Genomic DNA, 22106 nt, shown 5'->3' on the forward strand with positions numbered 1-22106 from the left:
TCGGACATCCCCTGCGTCCATGCCGGGGCCAGCCCCACCGTTCAAGCACCAGAAAAACCCTAGGCCTCGCCCGCCGAAACCGCCGCCCTCGCCTGCCCATGTTGCCGCGTGGTCACCAGCCCGATAAACGAAATCGCCAGCGCCAGCCCAATGGTCGACGTCACTTCCAGACGATGCTCGGGCGTCACCATCATCACCGCCAGCGCAGCGCAGATGAACGCGATCACCAGCCACGTCAGCCATGGAAACAGCCACATGCGAAACGTCAGCTCGACGTTTTGCCGACGCAACATCCGGCGCATGCGCAATTGCGAAACCGCGATCACCAGATACACCAGCAACGCAATCGCGCCGGAGCTGGCGAGCAGAAACTGGAACAGCCCCGCCGGCATGAAATAGCTGAACAGCGTCACCCCGGCGCCGATCACGGTGCTGGCAATCACCGCTGCCCTCGGCACGCCCGCTGCAGAGGTAACCTTTAACGGTTGCGGAGCATCGCCGCGACGACCCAGCGAGAACAGCATCCGCGAGGAAATGTAGATCGAGGAATTCATGCAACTGGCCACCGCGATCAGCACGACCACATCGACCAGGAATTTGGCGTTGGGAACGTTCATCAGCTCCAGCGCGCGCTGGTAAGAGCCGACCGACGCCAGCAACGGATCGTTCCAGGGCACCACGGAAATCACCACGAAAATCGACAGCAGATAAAACACGCCGATGCGCCAGATCACCGAGCGCGTGGCCTTGGCGATGTTCTGCGCCGGGTTGCTCGATTCGGCGGCCGCGATGGTCACCGCTTCCGTCCCGATAAAACTGAACATGATGGTGATGAAAGCCCCGACCACCGCTGACAAACCATTCGGGGCGAACCCGCCGTGCTCTTCCATCAAACGGCTCAAACCGCTGGCCTCACGTTCCGGAATCCAGCCCATCAACACCGCAAAACCCAACCCGATGAACCCGATGATCGCCACCACTTTGGCCATCGCAAACCAGAACTCGAACTCGCCGTACTTGGACACGCTGAACAGGTTGGTCACCACCAGCAAAATGATCGACAGCAACGCGAACAACCACGCATCGACCTGGGGAAACCACTGGTTCAAGACATGCCCGGCGGCCAGCGCTTCGATCGGAATGACCAGCACCCAGAACCACCAATACAACCAACCAATGGTGAACCCCGCCCAGCGCCCGATGGCCTGATCGGCATAGGTGGAAAACGATCCCGTGTCCGGGTGGGCCACGGCCATTTCACCGAGCATGCGCATGACCAGCACGACCAGCAGACCGGAGAAGAGATAAGCGAGCAAGACTGCCGGGCCGGCGGCGGCAATGGCGTGGCCGGAGCCGACAAACAGCCCCGCACCGATGATGCCGGCAATGGAAAGCATGGTGACGTGACGCGGCTTGAAGCCCTGCGCCAACTGACCGTTCGAGTCCTTCGAGTTCAGACTATTCATTGTTTTTGTTGTTCTCTGGTGATCGACGTTTGGGCGTACTGACGACGTGTCAGGCGATCATCATTTCTTCCTGTTGCCCTGCTCCAGAGCGGCGCACCTCAAGCGCTTCAGCGTTACAAATCGGTCGGACGACGACGCAGGGCGATGAAATGATGCGTCACCTTACGTGCCTGGCGTTGATCGCAAATAGCCTGGGAGCGGCACGACGGTGTCTGATTTCGACATGGTGAATGGCATTCGGGCCCGTTCGAGAGCGCCATCACAGAATAAAAAAGGGGCGCTGATTTATTCAGGAAAAATAAATCAGTCCCCCTTTTTCTGGCCGGTGTCAGCCCTTGGTCAGATCAACCAACGGTGTCTGCCGCACCTCGGTCTCCCGCCCGCCCTGAATGTCGCTCACCTGCTTCAAGGCCTTATCCACCGCCGCCTTATCCGCCAGCAAGCTGTAGCTGATGCGGAACTGTTTGTGTTCCTTCGGCCCGATGGTGGGTACCAGGTTCAGTGGCCGCTGATAACGGCGGTTGTAGGAAAAACTCGTCCCCGGCTCCAGCCCGGTGACATAACCCTGACCTTGGGTATCGGTATTCTTCCACAGGGAAAACACCGGCAATGTCTGCGTATTGAAGCCAACCGAAACGCCCAGGCTGCCAGCCTTGTTATGCAATACGGTTAACGTATCGCCCTTGGCATCGGCATACGGCACCACGTTGTAAACCGTTTCGTCGTAGTCCTTGGTCGGTGCGCGGTAGGTTTGCCATTCAGCCAAATCGCCCTTGGCTTTGTCGTTGAACGGCGACACCTGTTTCACCGGCGCGGCGAAACGAGCGCCCTGCTCCAGGAACGGGGTGCTGAAGTTGCTGTGGTACAGCGCCTGGTATTCCTTCGGATAGTCACCGTTGTTGGTCAGGGTGTCGTTGAGGGCGAACACTACGCTGCCGGGTTCGGTGACCAGTTCGGTGGCGACGGAGAAGTCGACTTTCTTGAACGCCTGCTCTTTCAGCTCACCGCGCAGGGTGATGGCGTACGGTGGCGTTTCATCGATGTGCAGGGTGACTTTGTTCGCAGGAATGTTGGCGGCCCGGCCGTGCAGGGTCAGCAGTTCGCCGTTGTCGACGCCGGGGTGGCCGACCCATTCGTATCCGCAGCGGGTCACCAGCTCGTTGAAACCTTCCAGCCAGCCCAGACCACCGCGGCCATTGAGTTCGATGAAGGACGGATTGACCACTTCCTTGACCGGCGAATCCCAGCCCATGCGCACATTGCCGACCGAGGCCTGCAAGACGTTCATTCCCCGTGTCGGCACCACCGAGAGCTTCATCGTGCCGTTATCGATGTCGACAATACTGACGCCCTCCTGCCGTCCGCCATGCAAGGTGCGCAGGCTGACGCTGAAGGGTTTGTCGGTCTTCACGCCGAGTTGCTGGCTGGTGATCTGCCAGTTCTGCGCGGCTTTGTCGGTGTCGAGCAGAACGTAATCCCAGGCCATGGCGTGGGAGGCAGCGGACAGTGCGCTGAGGGCAACAACGAGTTTGAGCGGGGTCATGGGAGCAGCCTTTTCTTGGAGTTGTGCCGTTTTTATAAACCTGCTGAAACGTTTCATCAAGCTTAAAAAGTGATGTGCGCTGGTAGGTGCCGAGAAAGAATGGGTACGGACAGGAAAATTGAAATCGATGGGATCGCGTGATCCCGCAGGCTGGAGTCCGCTTTTATTCTGCAGCGGATGGACGTCTGATTTCGACATTGCGAGGCAGCGTGTTTAAGCGTTTTTCGAATGGTGTTTAGAAACGCCCGGCATTACTTCCCCACGGCTACAGCGTCTTGCGTCATTGCCTACGACTACGCCAGAATCCGCCGGCTTGTGCGTCTGGGGTGCGGGTTTTATCGTTTCCGGGTCACTGAAAAACAGTGATCGGGTTTGGTAGCCCGGATTACCTGTCGCATCGCAACACCAGATTGCAGGGACTCTTTCGTCCTCTGTTTTATGGTGGCCATGCGTAGGGCGTCTTCGGACGCGCCGGGTATCCAGGTGACCGGTCTACCAACCTCCGTATGGCCACCACCCTCGTTTGGTAGCGAGGCTGATGGCTCCACTTTCTCACCCTGGAGTTACATCTATGTTCAAGCCAACACCGAACCCACCGGAAACCGATCCGGTATCTCCCTACAAATTCCCCGATTCTCGAACTCTCAACGAGGCGGCAGAACGCGCGCTCGATCACTACCTCACCCCGCAGCAACGGATCATGGGCAGCCATCACAAGCACGACCCCATGTACATGGCCAACCCGGCCTACAACACTGAATCCCTCTTGGCCAACGCCAGCGAATCACTGGGTTCGGCCAGCGAAATGCTCAACAATTTCGCGGCCATGCTGGAGCCTGCTCATCGCAAGACTGCAATAGGAATTGCGCAACTGGTGATGTTGAGTGAGTTGGCGGTGAATCAGGCGTTGGATCATGTTGAGGTGAAGACCTGAAAGCTAAACCTCTGTCGTAATTAACTCTTAGGGCTGAAGCTGCCACGTAAACGGCAGCTTTCGGCCAAAAGCGGTCTACCCCCGACCGGCAGCTCCTGGTTCGGCTGACTCATTGTCGTGTTCCCCTGACTGCGACTAGTGTCCAACGGATCTCATTGCCTTTGGACACGGCTGTATCCTTGGAACTACAGGATATTGGTGTCAGCCGGTTACGGTGCCGAGGAAAATTATCGTCGTCGTCGTCGTTTTGCCGTCTTCCGAGAAATCATGAGCAGATACGACAAGCGGTAGCGTTTACATTCATCGATTGCCGAGGCGGCGCTGCTCAAGTGCTGTCTCCTGACAGCATCAGTAACGCCCTAGAATTTACTGGAACTCACGAGGGAGCGTTGGTGGAATGGATATTTATTCCAAAAATAGCCGCAGTCATGAAGGTATATGATTTGTAAAATATTGGTTATATTGAATATGAACGGTTGGTTTGTTGGAGAGTGTGGACGTAATGTGTGCAAAAGCGCTGACGCCTTGGCCTTAAGTCGTTACGACAACCGTCGAAGCGAGTGGCGGACAGCAAATTTCAGGCACCAGCCGTTCATTGTTATTTTCCTTGGAAAAGTCCACTGGTAGCATGGTAGCTCTTAAAAGCTTGTCTGGTTCTTGTGATGTATAGGAGTAGTTTATGAAGCTTAGTAATCCAGAAAAAATAATATTGTTAATGCTAAGTGATGTTTGCGACAAACTAAATATTAATGAGTACAATACAGGGGTCATCAAAGAGGCCATTCGCACCGACAATGATTGGGCTCTGGATTGGGAGTTTGGCGGTGTAATTGGGGAGAATCGTGAGGATATGCCTCAGGAAGTTTCCGACGTTATATGCTACTTAGATATGTGGGACGCCATAGAAGAATCGTTCTCAAATTATGATCAACATGAGTTGAATATATTTTGGGCGGAAATGGAATCGAAAACTACAAATTTGAAATTTCCAGGATTTGACGGAAATAGCGAGTCTAAATTCTTGTCGATTACATCCATGTTAATCAATAGAATGGGGAGGTTCAGCCGCTTTATGGGCAGGGATTTAAACTCTCACTTTCCTGCAGCAGACGATTACTCAAAAATGTTCGATGTCTTCTATGATGCTCCCGGAGATGGCTATGCTCCTCGTAGGCTGCCACCTCAGTTTCTAGCTTCGATTTTTAAGGCCGCTAAAAACTAAGTGTTTACCAAGGAGTGGTGGTATGAGATTTTTGAAGTATGTCTCGCTCGATGTGTGGGCAAAAATTTATGGTGAGGACTATAGGGCTAGATTCTTTGTAGAAATTTATATCGAGAAGTTGCGCATGTATACGCCTCCTTTTCACCAAGCGCGACTTATGAATGTGTTTAGCGCTTGCGAAGAGATGTTGGTGTATTTGGATGAAGTTGCTTTGAATGAGAAAAATGGCTCCTATGTGGAGTCGGCACTAAAAGAACTTAATAATTGTTTGGCTGCAGATCCAGTAGCTTCGGATCTTTTTATTGAGCACAAAGTTTTTGTAAAGGAACTCGTATCTTCTCATGCTAATGGATACCAGTTAAAAAAAATTGGTGTGATCTGCAGATCAATTTTAGGGAGAGTGGGTGTATATCGAGAAAACTTACGCGCAGCATTAATGGCAGAAGTAACCCAGGAGGCATCGGCTACTGCGGCGTTGAGAGTCATTCAGCAAATTGAAAAATTAACAGGGTTGTATATAACTGATTTGTTAAATCAGGGGTATTCGCCGACTTACTTGTATCACCGATCAGATGCCTTCAGGCACTTAAACAGCTATGGTGATAAAAGTTTTCAAGATCAACTTAGATTCGTTGGTGATAGGTTGAGTGGTGCAAGTGTTGAGTTTCAGGTTTACTACGGAATATCTACTAATAAAAATGCTGCCCTACATGTAGCTCCGAAAGCATCTTGTCTAGAGTTCATCAGTCAGTTGCCTCAACGTATAAAGCCAGAAAATCTGGAAAAAATGCACAAAGATTTTGAAACTAGAATGTGGTGCAGGGCGACAATAAATGCGACCGACTATATAAGTGCAGCTATCAAGGTTAAGGAGGAGCTGGACGGATTTCTTGATACGTTTACTCCTTTTGAATTCGATACCAGCTTGAAAGTTTCTGGCCACGCGCTGATAACCTATAGTTTAAATCAGCATAGCTATCAGCATTGTATTAATGTCAGTCTACTGACTGGGTTTATGACTGTGCAGATCAGTCTTGATTCACAAGGCCAAGCTCTTTCATTAACGAATTTGATGTCTCAGTTAGATAGTCATGCCGAAGACCAGCTTAGTCGCTCTCTTCGGCACTTACGTTTGGCAAGGGAAACCTCTTCGCTTGAGCAGAAAATGCTTAACCTGTGGATCAGTTTGGAAGCCTTGTTCCCTGGAATTGAAGGAACTATTATCGGGAGTATTCTTGAATTTCTTCCCGAGTTATATGCTGTGCAGGGAGTTAGTCGGAGAATAAGCTATATTGCAAGTTTGCTTATTGCCAATGAGATTTCCGTTCCGGAAAAAGCCAAAGCTCTTTTCAGAATTGAAGCTGAAAAATTTGGTCGCGACGTTTCGATTGATCAATTTTTCCGTTTACTCAAAGACGACGAAACGTCCAAAGCTCTATATGACTGTACTGATGGAATGGAGCACTTGAGATTTCGCATATCCACTCTTCGCGAAGAATTAAAGTCGACAAAATCAATAAAGACTCGCATTGATAAAACTCAAGAAGATGTCACGTTACAGCTTCGAAGAATCTATTTCTATCGAAATAAAATTGCTCATACGGGGCACTTCAAAAATGTTAAGCCTCAACTGATTATGCATTTAACTGACTACCTTTCGACGATTTATGAGTGCCTTTCCCGCGCCGCCTCGGTTTCTGCTCCAGGTACCAAACATTCCATTCCGGATCTCTTAATATCCTCCAAGATGGGAAGTGAAAAGGTTTTAAGTTTTTTGCGGACCAATGAAGAAGTTTCTTCATTTTCGAACATTGCACTCGAACCTTTAATTTAGCTGAAAAAATGGGGACGGATTTATTATTCGAATAAACAAATCCGCCCCCATTTTTTGCTCCCTTTTTTCACTCTATTTCAGAGTAAATTGCTTCGAGTCAGACCGAGACTCAACCCCTTCGGAAGATTTTCAATCGCAATAAGTGCTAAGTTATCGGTGATGATCCGATCATCATTCAGTAAAACAAACGACGGTGCCCACAGAAGGGTTTCTTTATCGAATTCATAGACCATTTGCCGACTTATCTTTCCTTGAGATTTCAGCCCGGAAATTAACCGAGCTGCTTGAGCTGCCGCACCGGCCAATGCATCCATGGCTTCATGGAGCTTTTTCTCATCTCTACCTCTGAATAAAAATGAGACCTGGCAGCCGTCTTGATGTGAATGAAAGTCGAGTATAGGGTTACGTCTGTCGGACATTCGACTAAGCAGTTTCCGAAACCAGGCATGTATTCCTGCATAGGAAGCTTTACCAGCCTCTGTAGCTATCGCAGTCACGAATGGGTTCCAAACAAGGAGTACGTAGGGAAGGCCAATCCTGATGAGTTCTTGCAATGAATCTGCTGCATTGTGCGACAGCTCGGAACGCTCGACTCTAACGGGTGAGTCACTCGTAACCTGATCCAACCAATGTTCATCCACCTCCCTTGCATCCGTCGCTATCTCGATCCACACATCCTCCAAAAGACTTGGAAGCTGTTGAGGAGGCGAAATGGAAAAGTCAATATCTATCCCCAAGCCACGAAAACTCAGAACGTCCCCTCCTGAGTAATATCCCAAGACTGCGGCGACAAACTTTCGACCTTCAGGACTTTCAAATGATGCACTTTCCAGCAGTTGCCCCTTTGGCCGTCCGGGATCGTGATTCTCAAGAAGTGTGAACGGATTGCAGTTTATCTTGGTAACTAATCTGCCTGGATCGACAGCGACCAACAATTGGCCATCCGGGCCGCGCGCGTCCGTCCAGATCACCGCGCGCACAATTTCGCCAAATTTTCCCGCTTGGTGTCGACGCTCAGCCTCTTCCGCCCATTGGATGGCGGCAGGTGTTTCTTCAAAAAAATCAGACATGGGTTCCATACCTTCCGAAGCAACGTATCAAAAGAACAAGATAGACCCAACCCTTAACAGACGTCCGCTCTTGGCCGAGAGCAGCCGCTCACGAACGGCGGCTCTCGACCATAATTGAACAAGTCAAATGTTCACGATGAGCCATTGGATAGTTTCAACAACTGAGTAAATCGGGAAATGGCGATGTTGATATCGACCATGGTTTCACCATCCCACTCCTCGATGGTTTTCAGCTCAGCCCTCAATGCGGCTATTCGGTCTTCGATCTCTGCTATCTCTGCAGGTCCGCAGTGAGCGGCGATCGCCTCCCATTTTTCTTGAGGAATACCCTGCTGGATGCATAACCCTTCACGCGCCTGCGTGATCAATGTCGACAATGTGCTCATGTGATTCTCTACCTGGAAATGTCGATCCGAGGAAAGAACCGTGTTCTTCAGAAAATAGACAGCCTTCCCGCGCCACCTTTGAGACTCTGATCACGCCCTTCCCATCTCCTCATACGAAACATCAACAACCGCCACGCCCTCCCCCCAAGCTGCTTCAGTAAACGCCCGAATGATCTCCGCCAGCCTCTCAACCTCCTCACCCTCAACAATGACACAAGCAATGCGCCCAACAGACCAATCCATGACCCTGCACTGCGGATACTTCGCAAGCAGCTCGGAAAAAACCTTCTGAGGCGCCATATCGCCCGTGTACATGAAGTCGAAGTACGGCTCACTCGTCTCCTGTAGCGGATACACCAGCACCCAGCCATTCGATGCGCCATCAAACCACATCGAAACATAACGACTCGCCCACTCTGGTCCGCCATGTTTGATAAGGCGAAGTACCTCGATGATCGAATGACAATCGGGTATCCGGATCATGCAATCAGGGTCAAACACGCGAGGCGGTTCGGCAGCTGCGCTGGCCAGAAATGCAGCCATTAATTCTTTTCTTTTCAATGCCTTCCTTTTCATCACGTAACCTTGGAGACCTGTTGGGTAGAGACGAACAGTTCTGCACCGACCCGCTCAATCCAGGCTCTCGGAATCGCCCAACGCCTCCGACAAGATAGCCTGATATCCACCCTCTTCAGGAACATAGGAAACGAACTGATTACTCGCGCCCTTTTGCACCCAAAGACGCCCACAGTTCGTGCATTCATAAACATCTGACGTCCGGTGGATGTGGAGGCTGGATATACGACTTTCCAATTCGTTCGTCGCGTTGACCCAAGGAGCAAACTCACTGAATGCCTCGGCGATCACAGCCTTGTCTCCCGACTCGGCAGCAGTCATCAGAGGCTTGAGTTCGTGGTTTACCTCTTCCCAGAATGCATCCTCTACTTCATCGCGAAGCAGGCTCGCCTTATAGGGCAAGCTGTCAGTCTGATCGACAATCACATACCCATATCTGCAATCCAATTTGCTCATTTGCGGTTCGATACCTTTGTCTGACAGCCATCGGATTTCTGCCAAAGTTCATGAATCATAGAGATTGGCACTCTTGCTCAAACCGCCCCACCGAAAACAACGAAAGATCCAGCTCACTCTCCCCCCGCAAACACCACTGCGCAAACGCCTCCCCCAGCGCCGCCGAGTGTTTGAACCCATGCCCGGAACACGCCGACACCACCAACGTGTGCTGCAACCGTGGATGCTCATCAATGATGAAATGCCGATCCGGCGTAACGGTGTAGGCGCAAACCGCTGACTTCACTACCCGATCCGTCAGCCCGGCAATCCTCCCCTGCACCTGCTGCTCGTACATCTCGCGTTCTTCCTCGGCCGAGACTGTGCGATTTAGAGTTTCAGGCGTGGACGTGCTGTGATATTGCGCCGTAGCCACCTTCAAACTGCCCTCCCCCGGCAACGCGGGAAAGCCATAGAAATCGTCGTCCGGGCCGTGGGTGAAGATGAACGTGGGTGAGTTGCCGACCAGTCCTGCGTCGGGCTCGGTTTCGAACCAGAACAGTTTTTGCCGATAGACGCTGAGCAGTCTGTCGAACGGCGCGCCGAGCAAGCCGCCCGCCCAGTTGCCGGCGGTGACCACCAGTTTGGCCGCGCGCACAGTGCGCTGGTCGGTGGTGACGGTGACGCCCTGTTCGTCCGAGCTGATGTGGGTCACGGTCTCGCCCTTGTACAGCGTGGCGCCGTGTTGTTCGGCCAACCTCAGTTGCACGTCGATGCAGCGTTCGGGCCGTACAAAACCGCCTTCGGGCTCGAAGTAGCCAATGGCGTCGTCGCGCACCTGGGCAAACTGCGGAAAGCGCTGGCGGATCTGGGCAGCGTCGAGGACTTCGTGTTCGATGCCGTAGGTCTGCGCCAGGGCGATGGTGCGCAGGGTAAAGTCGGTTTCGTCGGTGGGATCGAAGTCGGGGCTGGAGGTCAGCACCAGCAGGCCGGACTGTTCGAACAGCGACTCGCCCGACAGCGCTTCCAGTTCACGCCAGATGCGGTGGGAGTTGCGCACGATGGGCACGTATTGTGCGCCCTCGCCCACAGACAGTCGGGTGATGCGGGTGTCGCCATGGCTGGAGCCGAATGTGTGCGGCGGATGATGGCGGTCGATGCCGACCAAGTTGACCCCGGCTTTCGCCAGTTGATACACCGTGGCCGCGCCCATGGCGCCGAGGCCGATGACCAGTGCTTCGCATCGTTCCATGATTGATTTCCGCTCAGACAAAAGAGCCACAGTGAAGCGGATCAGGCGATGGAAAACAATCCGTTGAACGCCGCGCCCAGGCAAAAATGCGGGAGCCGGGCTAATTCAATCAGGTTGTCTGTCGGTACTAACTGTAATCAAGCGAAATTTGAGGTTGGGAACCCGGGGAATGTCCTTTTGACCAGCCACTGATTGTCCTTTCGTTCATGCATCGACAACCCCTCGCAAGGGGCTGCACGACGTTAACGAAGCAGGAAAATCGTGGCTGTAGGACGTATCTCTAAAGACGTGGGGATTGTTCGACGTGAACGGATTGCATCTCGGCAACAACCGCCTCGATCACACACAAAGCCGTCGGCGACAGGCTCCTGCCGTGCAAGCTCACTACACCAATTTCGGAATGAAATCCCGGCCTGTCGACAACGTGAAGCTCAATCAAACGGCCCACCCGAATATCTCCAGCCACGGCGCCATGGATGACGCCGAGGATAGTGTCGGTTGAACCAGCGACGGTTTTGAGCAACGCCACATCATCACACTCCAGCACGATGGGCAGTGCCTGGCGGGTGGAGATGCCGAGGGTTCGGGCAGTCTCGAGTTTCACCACTTCCGGCAGGCGCGTCGTGGCGATGCCGTAGCCTTCCAGTTCGCCCATCACCACTTTACGCCCGGCCAATGGGTGCTCCGGTCGTACGAAGAAGCCTGCCGAAACCTGGCCAAGCGAGCGGATCAGCAGGTCGGATTCCGCCGTGAAGTTGCGGATGTCGGCAACGAAGAATTCGATCGCTTCAGCGCGCAGCCGCGCTTCGAGAATCTGCCAGTTGTTCACCTCGACACGCAGGGTGACTGCCGGGTGATCCAGGCGCAGTCGCGGCACCACCTGATGCATCAACATCGCCGCCGGGAACGGGCCGACGCCGAAGGCGAGGCTGCCCAGTTGGCGGTCGCTGTAGAGCGCCATGTCCCGCTCCAGCGACCGGGCATCGAACAGCAGCCGCCGCGCCCGCTCGATCAGAAACTCCCCCGCCGGCGTCGGGCGGACATCGCCGCTGTCGCGGTCGAACAGGCGCTGCCCGGTTTCGCTTTCCAGCGCCTGAATGCTGCGGCTCAGGGCCGGCTGGCTGAGGTGAACGCGCTCGGCCGCGCGACCGAAATGGCGTTCATCGGCCAGCGCGAGAAGGTGTGACAGTCGTTTGAGGTCCATTCGCCCGATGCTAGCGACGCATTATCCGGATGTAAACAATGCATTGGATACATCACCGCCCTGCCCCTAGGCTGGAGCGCATTCGACCCTCGGAGAACAACAAGAATGAAACCGACCCTCTACACGATCCTCGCCCTGACGCTGGTGTCACTCGGCGGCTGTGACAACAAACCCAGCGTCGCAGCCGGCGACGCCACGCCCGCCACGGCAGCGGTGATCCAGGCGTCGATCAAGGGCCTGGACCTCAGCGACAACCGGGACATGGAAGATGCCCAGCGCGGTTTCATCGCCCGGCCCACCGGCAAGATCCTCAGCTCCGACGGCAATGTGCTGATCGATTTCGATGCGTACCGCTTCGTCGAAGGCCAGGCGCCAGCCACCGTCAACCCTAGCCTGTGGCGGCACGCGATGCTCAACGCGCAGATCGGTCTGTTCAAGGTTCGCGATGGGATTTACCAGTTGCGCGGATTCGACATCGCCAACATGACGCTGATCGACGGGCAGACCGGCTGGATCGTGGTCGACCCGCTGACCTCCCGTGAATCTGCCGCAGCGGCGTTGGCATTTGCGCGCGAGCATCTGGGCAACAAGCCTGTCACCGCGATCATTTTCACCCACGACCATGCCGACCATTTCGGCGGTGTGCTGGGCATCACCTCAAGCAGCGAAGTGGCCCAGCGAAACATTCCCATCGTTGCGCCAGCCGGGTTCATGGAGGAAGCCACCAGCGAAAACATCCTGGCGGGCCCGGCGATGGCGCGGCGTTCGATGTATCAGTTCGGCAAGAACCTGACGCCGGGCGCCACCGGCATCGTCGACACCGGTCTGGGCAAAAACGTCGCCTACGGCAGCATGGGCATCCTGCCGCCGACGCAGATCATCGACCAGCCGATCCAGCCGCTGGTGCTCGACGGCGTCAGCTTCGTGTTCCACAACATGCCCGGCGCGGAAGCCCCGGCCGAGCTGACCTTTTCGATCCCCGCGCTCAAGGCGTATGGCGGTGCGGAGCTGCTGGCGCAGACCATGCACAACCTCTTGCCGATCCGTGGCGCCAAGGTGCGCGATGCGCTGCGCTGGTCCGAATACACGCAAATCGCCCTGGATGAGTTGGGCGACACTGAGGTCTATTTCGGTCAGCACAACTGGCCGATCTGGGGCAACGAGCGGATCCGCGAATTCATCACCAAACACCGCGACGTCTACAAATACCTGCACGACCAGACCGTGCGCCTGATGAACGCCGGTTACACCCCCAACGAGATCGCCGACAAGATCCAACTTCCGGATTCGCTGGCCTCGTACTTCGGCACCCGTGGCTATTACGGCGATCTGCGCCACAACGTCAAGGCGATCTACCAGATGTACCTGGGCGCCTACGATGGCAACCCCGCGCACTTGAATCCGCTGGTGCCCAAGGAATCGGCAAAGCGCTACGTCGAATTGATGGGGGGCAATGCCAAGGTGCTCGAAGCCGCTCGCGCAGCCTATGACAAGGGCGAATACCGCTGGGTCGCCGAGCTGCTGGATCAGGCCGTGCTCGTCAAACCCGACGACACGGCCGCCAAAGAACTGCTTGCCCGCGCGTACGAACAGATGGGCTATCAGGCGGAATCGGCGACCTGGCGCAACAGCTACCTGACCGCGGCCATGGAGCTGCGCAACGGCCCGCCAGCCAAGGGCGTCAAACGCTCCGATCTGATCGAACTGATGAAGCAGACGCCCACTGAGCGCTTCCTCGAAGCCATGGCCGCAAGCCTTGACGGGCCGGCGGCGGATGGCAAGAACTGGACCTTCAATCTGGTGCTGACCGATACCAATGAATCGTTCGTGCTGTGGATCGAGAACGCCGTGCTGCACTATCGAAAAGGCCCGACCGCGGCGAACGCCAACGCAACGCTGACCGTCACCAAGGACCTGTTCGTCCAACTGCTGAGCGGCACCGCCGGGCTGAAGGAAACGCTCACCTCCGATGATCTGAAGGTGGATGGCAGCAAGGTCGATCTCGTGAGATTCCTGGGGCTGCTGGAAAAGGCGCCGGGGAATTTCGCGATCGTCGCCCGGACAGGCAGCTGACCCACCGAGGCCATCGATTGATCAAGCTCCCGGTCGATGGCCTCTGGACGGTTACCCAAGCAAAATCCAATGAAAACCGGAGGCTCGGGCAAAGCTTTCCATTGGATTGTTCAGCATCCTGCGCAACCCGATCGCCGCGGAGCCATCCAGCGTATGGACGTAGAACCTGCACCCGAGCGAAACCCCGAATCCATCGTTTTCATCATCGATGATGACGCCCCTCTGCGCGAGTCGCTTGGCAGCCTGCTGCGCTCCATCGGCCTGCGCGTCGAGCTGTTCGGATCGGTCGCCGACTTCATGCAATACCAGCGACCTGACCTGCCCAGTTGCCTGGTGCTGGATGTGCGATTGCAAGGCACCAGCGGGCTGGTCTTTCAGCAGGCGCTCGCCGACGCCAACATCCATTTGCCGATCATTTTCATGACCGGGTACGGCGACATCGCCATGACCGTTCGCGCCATGAAAGCCGGTGCCGTCGATTTCCTGGAAAAACCGTTTCGCGAGCAGGCCATGATCGACGCCGTGGTCGCCGCGCATACGCGGGACAGGTCGCGCCGCGAGTGCGAACGCCGCCATCATGAATTGCGCACACGCCACGGGACACTGACGGTCAGAGAGCAATCGGTGATGGCATTGGCCGTTTCGGGCTTAATGAACAAGCAGATCGCCAGTGCCATCGGCCTGAGCGAGATCACCGTGAAAATCCATCGCAGCCAGGCCATGCGCAAGATTCGCGCGCAGTCGTTCGCCGATCTGGTTCGAATGGCCGAAAGTCTGGGCATTAACCATTAGATGTAACGCTCTTGTTCAGCGCACATTGAAAGTTGTTTATATACGTTGGTATGACTTCTCCATACTCGGGCAGGATAAAACCAGACTTATGCAACATGGTTGATCCCTACCGCCAACAGTAAAATTCCTCCATCAAATGCAACGACCGGCAAAGTCATTGACTTCGCGGTTTCCGTTCGCGTCGACATTTGCCCACCCACTCATGAATTCAGGGATGGCTGATCAACATGTATGACTTTTTTGAAGACTCGCATCGCGTGCTGAAGTTGTCCCACATATTGCTGATCGGCGGCCTGGGCATGTTGATGGTGGGGGTTTTCCTGGCTTATGTGTTTGACGCTCACCTGACCTTGCCCACGCTGGTCGGTGCGCACGGGATGACGATCCTTGGGCCGACGGCGATCAAGTTGGGTTATGTGATGCGCCTGATTGCGCACAACCGCATTCGCTTGGTCGCGCAGGAACGCGGCATTTCCCATTAGACGTATTTGATTGGATTCAAACCTGTCTGGTTGCAACCCGGAAGTTCATTAACGAAATCCCACCACGACTCAGGATGATCACGATGAAAACTATTGGATTGGTATTACCCGTCGCCATTGTTTCAGCCACCTGGATAGTTGCCACACATGCATTCGGTGCAAGTTGCCTGCCCGATATGCCAGTGGCGAACAGGCAGGAAACCAGTGCTCCGGATTCAGAAACTTCATCGGTGCAACAGCACCGGGCCAGAAAGGCGCCGACCCAGATTGCCGAAGGGGGTTCGGATCGGCTGATGGAGCGTCGTGTTGCCGAGGGAGGATCGGACCAACTGATCGAACGCCGCGTGGCCGAAGGCGGCTCCGATCGCCTGCTCGAACGCCGTGTTGCCAGCAATCAGTACGATGCCGCGATGAACATGCGAATGCATTTTTCGATGGATTGATTGGCTGGCTGAGCCCTTACTCCGGCAAACCCGCCAACCGTAAACCTTCGGCAAACCGGGCGACGTCTTCAGGCCGTTGAATGGGCAGCCACGCGCTCAGGCTGGACACCCGCAACGTCGGGTCCAGCTGACGCACCCGTTCCATGGCCTGCCCGGCTTTGTCGGCTCGCCCATTGAGCGCGTGGCTGGCGGCGATCAGGGCCGCCGCTACCAGCAGACTGGGCAGGTTTCCCTGCGCTTTCTCGGCCCAGGAAACCGAACATTCGAAGCGACCGGCGAAGAAGTGCGCCAGCGCCATCCCGACCTGCATGCGGAACATTTCCGGATCCAGCGGGCTCAGGCGCACGGCATGCTCGAGGTTGGCAATGGCGGCTTCGGTTTCGCCACCCAAGGCGCGCAGGATACCGCCGAGATACCAGGCCGGCGCCAGATTGGGGTTGAGCACTCGAGCCCGATCCAGCAAAGCAATGCCACAATCGACATCCCCGGTCAGATGGGCCAGGGCATGACCGCAGCGGGTCAGCGCCACGGCGTCATCGCGCCCCAGTTCCACACCCATTCGCGCCAGCCGCGCACCTTCGGCGATTTCCCGGGGCCGGTCGGTCATCCAGCCGTTGAGCTTGCGCCAGAAGTGGCACCACGCGGCCATGCCATACGCCGAGGCGAATTCCGGATCCAGTTCAATCGCCCGGGAGAACAACGCCAGTGCCTGCTCGATCGCCTCTTGGGTGCCGATGTGCAGTTTGGCCGTGCCCCGCAGGTAGTAATCATAGGCATCGAGGCTGTCGGTGGGCTTGCGTTTGGCCCGCTCGATTTCCGCGCGTTCAAGCTGCGGCGCAATGGCGCCCACTACGCTCTCGGCCACTTGATCCTGGAGTTCGAAAATATCGTCGAGCAGGCCTTCGAAGCGCTCGGCCCACAGGTGCGTGCCGCTGCACGCATCAATCAACTGGCCGGTGATGCGGATCTTGTTGCCGCTCTTGCGCACGCTGCCTTCCAGCACGTAACGCACACCCAGTTCCTGACCGACGCCTCGCGCATCCACCGCCCTGCCCTTGTAGGTGAAACTGGAGTTGCGAGCGATGACGAACAGCCAGCGCAGGCGCGACAACGCGGTGATGATGTCTTCGACGATGCCGTCGGCGAAGTAGTCCTGCTCGGGGTCGCCGCTGAGGTTCTGGAATGGCAGGACGGTGATCGAAGGTTTTTCCGGCAGGACAAGTGTCGCGGCCACCTCGGGTTTCGCAGGCGCTTCAGGCGTATTGACGGGGCTATCGCACGGGATGATTTCACCGACAAAGCGATAGCCCTTGCGCGGCACCGTGCGCACCAGGCGCTGCTGCTCGCCAGTGTCGCCGATGGCCTTGCGCACGGCGTTGATGTGGCTGGTGATGGTCGATTCGGAAACGATCCGGCCGCTCCATACGGCGCTCAACAGTTCGTCCTTGCTCACCACCCGCTCGCGGTTGCTGACCAGCAGCAACAGCAGATCGAAGACCTGCGGCCCGACCGTCACGACTTGCCCGTGACAGGTCAGTTCCCGGCGCTGCTGGTCGAGCAGGTAGTCTTCAAACACAAATTGCACGGTGGCTGTTCTCTGGTCTGGCGCCCGCGACGCCGTGTCCGGGCAGGCGATTGTTTTGCGCTCGATCATACGGCAGACCTCGGGCCGCCGCACCGGTCTGCACACTGGTCTACGCATCTGCCGACGGATTGGCCTGTCTGGACAAAAAACCAAGACAAATCCAAGGTCACCACAAGGATTTGCCCGAGCGCCGCAAGCATGCTCAACCCACATCGACAGCAATGGTTGCCGTCGGCAAGTGGAGAGTTGCCATGAAGATCGTCGTTATCGGAGGCACCGGCCTCATCGGATCGAAACTTGTGAACAATCTGCGCGAACGCGGCCACGATGCACTCGCCGCCTCCCCTAACACCGGCGTCAACAGCATCACCCGCGAAGGCCTGGCCGAAGCGATGGACGGCGCCCAGGTGGTGGTCGACGTTTCCAACGCCCCTTCGTGGGAAGACCAGGCTGTACTCGACTTCTTCGAGACCTCCACTCGCAACCTCCTCGCCGCCGAAGCCGCCGCTGGGGTTCGCCATCACGTGGCGCTGTCGATCGTCGCCAGTGAGCGCTCGCCTGCCAACGGCTACTTCCGCGCCAAGGTCGCGCAGGAGAACCTGATCAAGGCGTCGAGCATTCCGTACACCCTAGTGCGGGCCACGCAATTCTTCGAATTTGTCGGCGGCATCGCCCAATCCGCCACCGTCGGCGAGGAAGTGCGCCTGTCGCCGGCACTGATCCAGCCCATGGCCTCCGACGATGTCGCCGCTGCCCTCACCGACGTTGCCTTGGCAGCGCCGATCAACGGCACGCAGGAAATCGCCGGCCCCGAAGCCATGCCCCTCGACGAGCTGGTCCGGCGTTTTTTCCGCGCCACCCACGACACCCGCAAAGTGATCCCGGACGTCCACGCCCGCTACTTTGGCGGCGAGCTCGACGACCAGTCGCTCACCCCCGGCAGCAGCAACCCGCGCCTGGGCCCAACCCGCTTTGAAGACTGGCTGGCGAAATCGACCCAGCGCTGAAACACCCCACTCAATTGAAGGAGTATCGCCATGTTCAGCCGAATCCTGCTGGCCGCCACGTTTGCGGCCCTGTCGATATCATCTGCCTCGGCCGCCGAACCGCAGGCGGGCAAGGTCACCGTGGTGTTCGACCGCGCCCTGCCCAACGTTCCGGGCAAATCCATGCGGGGCGTGCTGGTGGAATACGCGCCCGGTGGATCTTCGCCGGCGCACTTCCATCCGAAGTCCGCGTTCATCTACGCCACGGTGCTTGAGGGCGCCGTGCGCAGCAAGGTCGGTGACGCGCCGGAGAAGGTCTACAAGGCCGGGGAAAACTTCGTCGAGCAACCGGGTGACTTCCACGCGGTGAGCGCCAATGCCAGCACCACTGAGCCGTCCCGTCTGCTGGCGGTGTTCGTGCTCGACAGCAGCGAGACCGACCTGGTCAAACCGGTCAAGCCGTAACCGATCCTTACGCCAATCCACCTCCGGCAGCGTGGCTGCCGGAGAGTACCGCTACGGGGCGCGATCAAGGTCGGCGTTGCAAAACATGCCCGATCAAAGCATTGATCTTTCGCCCCACACCCAGTAAAAAACCGTCTTCCCTTTCCGCCCTTGCAAGGAGCAGCGGATGCTCGAACTCGCCACGCAACGCCTTGACCTGCGCACGATGGTCGAATCCGACTGGCCGCTGTTCCTCAGGCTGCACTCCGAGCCGCAAACCATGCAGTACGTGTTCGGTGAAATCGCCGAGGACCAGGTGCGCAAAGGCTTCGAGCATCGGCTTCCGGCCTGGGGGCCGCAGTCGGATCACTGGTTGTGTCTGGTGGTGACCGACAGGGCCAGCGGGCAGGAACTGGGCGTGACCGGATTTCGTATCCTGTCGCCGGGGCATGCCGAGGTGGGTTGCCTGCTGTTGCCCGAGCATCAGGGCAAAGGCTTTGGCACCGAGTCGCGGCAGGCGATCATCGACTATGCCGCCGTCATCGGCCTGGACTCGTTGGAGTCGACCGTGACCGACGGTAATATCGCCTCCTGCAAGGTGTTGGAGAAATGCGGTTTTGTATTCGAGCGCCGCGTGCCACAGGCCTATCAGATTGGAGATCGGTGGTTTGACGACCTGATCTACCGCTATCAAATCAGCTGACCCCGTTTTATCAGCGACCGCCAAGGAGGCCCTCGTCGTGAATCCTTATCAATGCCTGCCACCCCGCGCTTTCTGGCGCACCGCCGTGGCTGACAAGCCCGCGCTGCACATCGATCAACTGTGGACGCCGCAGTTCGAGATCGGCAACAAGGACGCCATCGTCACCGCTGGCTCCTGTTTCGCCCAGCACATCGGCCGCGCGCTGGTGGAACGCGGCATGAACTGGCTGGACGCGGAACCGGCCCCCACCGAACTGCCCAAAGACGACTGGAAGGCCCATAACTACGGGGTGTTCTCGTTCCGCACCGGCAATCTGTACACCCCGGCGATGCTGTGCCAATGGCTGGAATGGGCGCTGGGCGTGAGCCTGCCCCCCGACGAAACCTGGGCCCATGACGGGCGTTTCTTCGACCCGTTCCGCCCCGCCGTGGAGCCCGAAGGTTTTGCCAGCGAGGACGCGCTGTTCGCATCGCGCGAAGCCACCCTCGACGCCATCCGCACCGCCCTGCGCCAGGCCAAAGTGTTCGTGTTTACCCTCGGCCTGACCGAAGCCTGGCAAAACCGCCAGACCGGACTGGTGTACCCCGTGTGCCCTGGCACCGTGCGCGGCACCTTCGATCCGCTGCTTCACAAGTTCTGCAACTTCGGATTCATGGACACCTATGGCGATATGGTCCGGGCGCTGGAGTTGATGCGTTCGATCAACCCGCAACTGCGCCTGCTGCTCACCGTGTCACCGGTGCCCCTGACGGCGACCGCCACGGGCGAGCATGTGCTGAGCGCCACCACCTATTCCAAATCGGTCCTGCGCGCCGTCGCCGGGCAGCTGTGTGAAGACCTGCACGACGTCGACTATTTCCCTTCCTACGAAATCATCACCGGCACACCGTTCAAGGGCGCGTTCTATCAGCCCAACCAGCGGGAAGTCACGCCCGAAGGCGTGGCGTTCGTCATGCAGCAGTTTTTCGCCGGGCTCGATGCGGTTCAACCGGTGCACACGCCGGCCAGCGTGCCCTCCACCTGCGTGTCCAGCGAGGAGCTTGTCTGTGAAGACGCCGTGCTCGATTACTACGCCTAGGTTTCTGCTGCTGGGCGACTCCCATGCCGGGGTCATCGGCAAGGCGGCGCAGGCCCGCGAGCTGCCTTTCAGCGGCGGCCCGCTGGGCACCGGCCGGGATTTCGCGGTCGACTTTTTCAGCCTGACCCGCCATGACGTGGTGTTTCGGGAAGCCGAGATGGAGCGCCTGTATCGCCAGGCCCTTGAGCCGTTCGAAGTGCCGCAACTGGCGAAGGTCGGCGTGCCGCTGGTGAGTACCATTGGCCTGAGCCTGCACTACCTCGCGACCGCGCCGAACTGGACGTGCTACCAGACCCTGGACGGCGAATTCGACGAAGGTTTTTTCGCCGGGCCGCTGTTCGAATCCATTGTCGACACCTTGTCCCGGCCTGCACTGGCGTTCTATGAACAGGCCCGGGCGATGAACCTCAAGGTGTTCGCCGTATTGCCGCCGCAGCGGGTTCCGGAGTTGTCCGACTCGCGAGTGTTCATGGCCGCGCAGGCGCTGCTGATCGAGCGTCTGCAAGGACTTGGCATCGAGCTGATCGACGTGCGCACGGCGGCGAATGATGAGCAGGGCTTTCAGCGTTCGGCGTACTGCGAAGTGGATGACCCGCTGCACGGGAATCTGGCGTTCGGCCAGTTGATCGTCGAGCAACTGCTCAATCGAGGAATTTAGACCCGAACCTGTGGGAGCGAGCTTGCTCGCTCCCACCGTGGGATTTTCAGGTTCATTAAGCCTTGGGCTGCGTCCCCAGAATCGTTACCCGCTCGCCATACCGCGAGTGCGGGAAATAATCCCAGACCGCATGGTGCTGGGTGCAACGGTTGTCCCAGAACACCAGCGTATTCGGCGCCCAGCGCACACGGCAGCTGAGGACCGGTTCGCGAGCCACCAGATCGAACAGCATGTTCAACAGCACCTGGCTTTCCCCGCCGGATAACTGGACGATGTGCGACGTAAACCCGGAATTGACGAACAGCGTTTTGCGACCGGTTTCCGGGTGGCGAACCACCACCGGGTGTTCGGTTTTCGGCAGGTTGGCCGGCGCCTCATAGCCCTTCCACGGAATCGCGCCGTCGTGGATCGCTGTCAGTTCTCCGAGAAACTGCTGCATCGTCGGCGACAGCATTTCCAGCGCCAGGTGCATGTTGGCGAACAGCGTATCGCCGCCGGTGCCGATGGCCGGGGTTTCCTTGACGTACAGCATCGAGCCCATGGACGGCGCCAGATCGGCGGTGCCGTCGGTGTGCCAGGTTTCGCCGGCCACGTAGCGCGATTGCGCATTGGCGCGGATCACCACCAGCTCCGGGTCATCGCCGTCGATGTCTTCCACCGGTAGCGCCCGCAACTCACCGAACAACCGGCCAAACGCCTTGTGCTCGTCCACCGTCAGATGTTGATCGCGGAACACCACCACGTGGTTCTCCAGAAAGGCCCGGCGGATTTCCGCGAGCTGCTCGTCGCTCAACGGTTGCGACAGATCGACGCCGCCGATCTCGGCCCCGATGATCGGCGTGATTCGCTCGACCGTGATGTGCTGATACGGCGCGCGCCGTTCGGCGGCGATGCGCTCGATTGCCTTGAGTGCCAACTGATCCATGTTCCCTCACCTTTT

Annotated in this window: 22 protein-coding genes; 12 read left to right on the forward strand and 10 right to left on the reverse strand. The window is 57.2% G+C overall.

The window, feature by feature from the left end:
• Nucleotides 1–59: 59 nt before the first annotated feature.
• Together gabP and L6D82_RS20095 are read right to left on the reverse strand one after the other, a co-directional pair.
• Entirely contained in the window at nucleotides 60–1466 is a 1407-nt protein-coding gene (gabP, locus tag L6D82_RS20090) for a GABA permease (RefSeq protein WP_007958149.1), read from the reverse strand.
• Between the two features lie 328 nt (nucleotides 1467–1794).
• Nucleotides 1795–3009 carry an aldose 1-epimerase family protein gene (locus L6D82_RS20095; RefSeq protein WP_007958156.1) on the reverse strand — a complete coding sequence of 405 codons (1215 nt, stop codon included), beginning with the start codon at nucleotides 3007–3009 and terminating at the stop codon, nucleotides 1795–1797.
• A 571-nt stretch (nucleotides 3010–3580) separates the two neighbouring features.
• Here L6D82_RS20095 and L6D82_RS20100 point away from each other — a divergent pair.
• The 3 genes from L6D82_RS20100 to L6D82_RS20110 all read left to right on the forward strand — a co-directional run bounded on the left by L6D82_RS20100 (nucleotide 3581) and on the right by L6D82_RS20110 (nucleotide 6999).
• Nucleotides 3581–3943: a DUF6124 family protein gene (locus tag L6D82_RS20100; protein ID WP_236191255.1), complete on the forward strand. Its 363-nt coding sequence runs from the start codon at nucleotides 3581–3583 to the stop codon at nucleotides 3941–3943.
• Nucleotides 3944–4622: 679 nt separating this feature from the next.
• Entirely contained in the window at nucleotides 4623–5165 is a 543-nt protein-coding gene (locus tag L6D82_RS20105; RefSeq protein ID WP_236191257.1) for a YfbU family protein, read from the forward strand.
• 22 nt (nucleotides 5166–5187) lie between these two features.
• A complete protein-coding gene (locus L6D82_RS20110) occupies nucleotides 5188–6999 on the forward strand; it encodes a hypothetical protein (RefSeq protein ID WP_236191259.1) in 1812 nt (603 codons plus the stop codon).
• Between the two features lie 77 nt (nucleotides 7000–7076).
• Here the strand turns inward: L6D82_RS20110 and L6D82_RS20115 are convergent, their stop codons facing one another.
• The 6 genes from L6D82_RS20115 to L6D82_RS20140 form a co-directional block, all read right to left on the reverse strand.
• Nucleotides 7077–8069, reverse strand: a complete 993-nt coding sequence (locus tag L6D82_RS20115) for a hypothetical protein (RefSeq protein WP_236191261.1) — start codon at nucleotides 8067–8069, stop codon at nucleotides 7077–7079.
• A gap of 131 nt (nucleotides 8070–8200) precedes the next feature.
• Nucleotides 8201–8455, reverse strand: a complete 255-nt coding sequence (locus L6D82_RS20120) for a hypothetical protein (protein ID WP_236191263.1) — start codon at nucleotides 8453–8455, stop codon at nucleotides 8201–8203.
• A 90-nt stretch (nucleotides 8456–8545) separates the two neighbouring features.
• Nucleotides 8546–8998 carry a hypothetical protein gene (locus L6D82_RS20125; RefSeq protein WP_236191265.1) on the reverse strand — a complete coding sequence of 151 codons (453 nt, stop codon included), beginning with the start codon at nucleotides 8996–8998 and terminating at the stop codon, nucleotides 8546–8548.
• Nucleotides 8999–9085: 87 nt separating this feature from the next.
• The gene (locus L6D82_RS20130; RefSeq protein WP_236191267.1) at nucleotides 9086–9487 is read right to left on the reverse strand and encodes a hypothetical protein; all 402 of its coding nucleotides are present in this window, start codon (nucleotides 9485–9487) and stop codon (nucleotides 9086–9088) included.
• Between the two features lie 55 nt (nucleotides 9488–9542).
• Nucleotides 9543–10718, reverse strand: coding sequence for an N-methyl-L-tryptophan oxidase (gene solA, locus L6D82_RS20135; protein WP_236191269.1), 1176 nt, complete (start codon nucleotides 10716–10718; stop codon nucleotides 9543–9545).
• A 280-nt stretch (nucleotides 10719–10998) separates the two neighbouring features.
• Nucleotides 10999–11922: a LysR family transcriptional regulator gene (locus L6D82_RS20140; RefSeq protein WP_236191271.1), complete on the reverse strand. Its 924-nt coding sequence runs from the start codon at nucleotides 11920–11922 to the stop codon at nucleotides 10999–11001.
• A gap of 105 nt (nucleotides 11923–12027) precedes the next feature.
• Between L6D82_RS20140 and L6D82_RS20145 the strand changes: the two genes are divergently transcribed.
• From L6D82_RS20145 to L6D82_RS20160, 4 genes are all read left to right on the forward strand, one after another.
• On the forward strand, nucleotides 12028–13995 hold the full coding sequence (locus L6D82_RS20145; RefSeq protein WP_236191274.1) for an alkyl/aryl-sulfatase: 1968 nt from the start codon (nucleotides 12028–12030) through the stop codon (nucleotides 13993–13995).
• Between the two features lie 153 nt (nucleotides 13996–14148).
• Entirely contained in the window at nucleotides 14149–14787 is a 639-nt protein-coding gene (locus tag L6D82_RS20150; protein ID WP_236191335.1) for a response regulator transcription factor, read from the forward strand.
• 227 nt (nucleotides 14788–15014) lie between these two features.
• The gene (locus L6D82_RS20155) at nucleotides 15015–15269 is read left to right on the forward strand and encodes a transmembrane sensor/regulator PpyR (RefSeq protein ID WP_236191275.1); all 255 of its coding nucleotides are present in this window, start codon (nucleotides 15015–15017) and stop codon (nucleotides 15267–15269) included.
• 83 nt (nucleotides 15270–15352) lie between these two features.
• Complete coding sequence (locus tag L6D82_RS20160; protein WP_236191277.1) at nucleotides 15353–15712, forward strand: hypothetical protein; 360 nt, start codon at nucleotides 15353–15355, stop codon at nucleotides 15710–15712.
• Nucleotides 15713–15728: 16 nt separating this feature from the next.
• Here L6D82_RS20160 and L6D82_RS20165 read toward each other — a convergent pair whose 3' ends face one another.
• Nucleotides 15729–17297 carry a winged helix-turn-helix domain-containing tetratricopeptide repeat protein gene (locus L6D82_RS20165; protein ID WP_236191279.1) on the reverse strand — a complete coding sequence of 523 codons (1569 nt, stop codon included), beginning with the start codon at nucleotides 17295–17297 and terminating at the stop codon, nucleotides 15729–15731.
• A 251-nt stretch (nucleotides 17298–17548) separates the two neighbouring features.
• Here L6D82_RS20165 and L6D82_RS20170 point away from each other — a divergent pair, with 251 nt between their 5' ends.
• From L6D82_RS20170 to L6D82_RS20190, 5 genes are all read left to right on the forward strand, one after another.
• A complete protein-coding gene (locus L6D82_RS20170; protein ID WP_102686675.1) occupies nucleotides 17549–18304 on the forward strand; it encodes an SDR family oxidoreductase in 756 nt (251 codons plus the stop codon).
• Nucleotides 18305–18334: 30 nt separating this feature from the next.
• On the forward strand, nucleotides 18335–18748 hold the full coding sequence (locus tag L6D82_RS20175; RefSeq protein WP_102686674.1) for a cupin domain-containing protein: 414 nt from the start codon (nucleotides 18335–18337) through the stop codon (nucleotides 18746–18748).
• Between the two features lie 166 nt (nucleotides 18749–18914).
• On the forward strand, nucleotides 18915–19430 hold the full coding sequence (locus L6D82_RS20180) for a GNAT family N-acetyltransferase (RefSeq protein ID WP_129972663.1): 516 nt from the start codon (nucleotides 18915–18917) through the stop codon (nucleotides 19428–19430).
• Between the two features lie 37 nt (nucleotides 19431–19467).
• Nucleotides 19468–20508, forward strand: coding sequence for a GSCFA domain-containing protein (locus tag L6D82_RS20185; RefSeq protein ID WP_236191281.1), 1041 nt, complete (start codon nucleotides 19468–19470; stop codon nucleotides 20506–20508).
• Nucleotides 20477–21166, forward strand: a complete 690-nt coding sequence (locus L6D82_RS20190) for a hypothetical protein (protein WP_236191283.1) — start codon at nucleotides 20477–20479, stop codon at nucleotides 21164–21166. The genes L6D82_RS20185 and L6D82_RS20190 overlap by 32 nt, the downstream gene beginning before the upstream one ends.
• 55 nt (nucleotides 21167–21221) lie before the next feature.
• Here the strand turns inward: L6D82_RS20190 and L6D82_RS20195 are convergent, their stop codons facing one another.
• Nucleotides 21222–22091, reverse strand: coding sequence for a TauD/TfdA dioxygenase family protein (locus L6D82_RS20195; protein ID WP_102686671.1), 870 nt, complete (start codon nucleotides 22089–22091; stop codon nucleotides 21222–21224).
• Nucleotides 22092–22106: the final 15 nt, after the last annotated feature.

This window comes from Pseudomonas paraglycinae (genome assembly GCF_021601625.1).
GTDB classification, from domain to species: domain Bacteria; phylum Pseudomonadota; class Gammaproteobacteria; order Pseudomonadales; family Pseudomonadaceae; genus Aquipseudomonas; species Aquipseudomonas paraglycinae.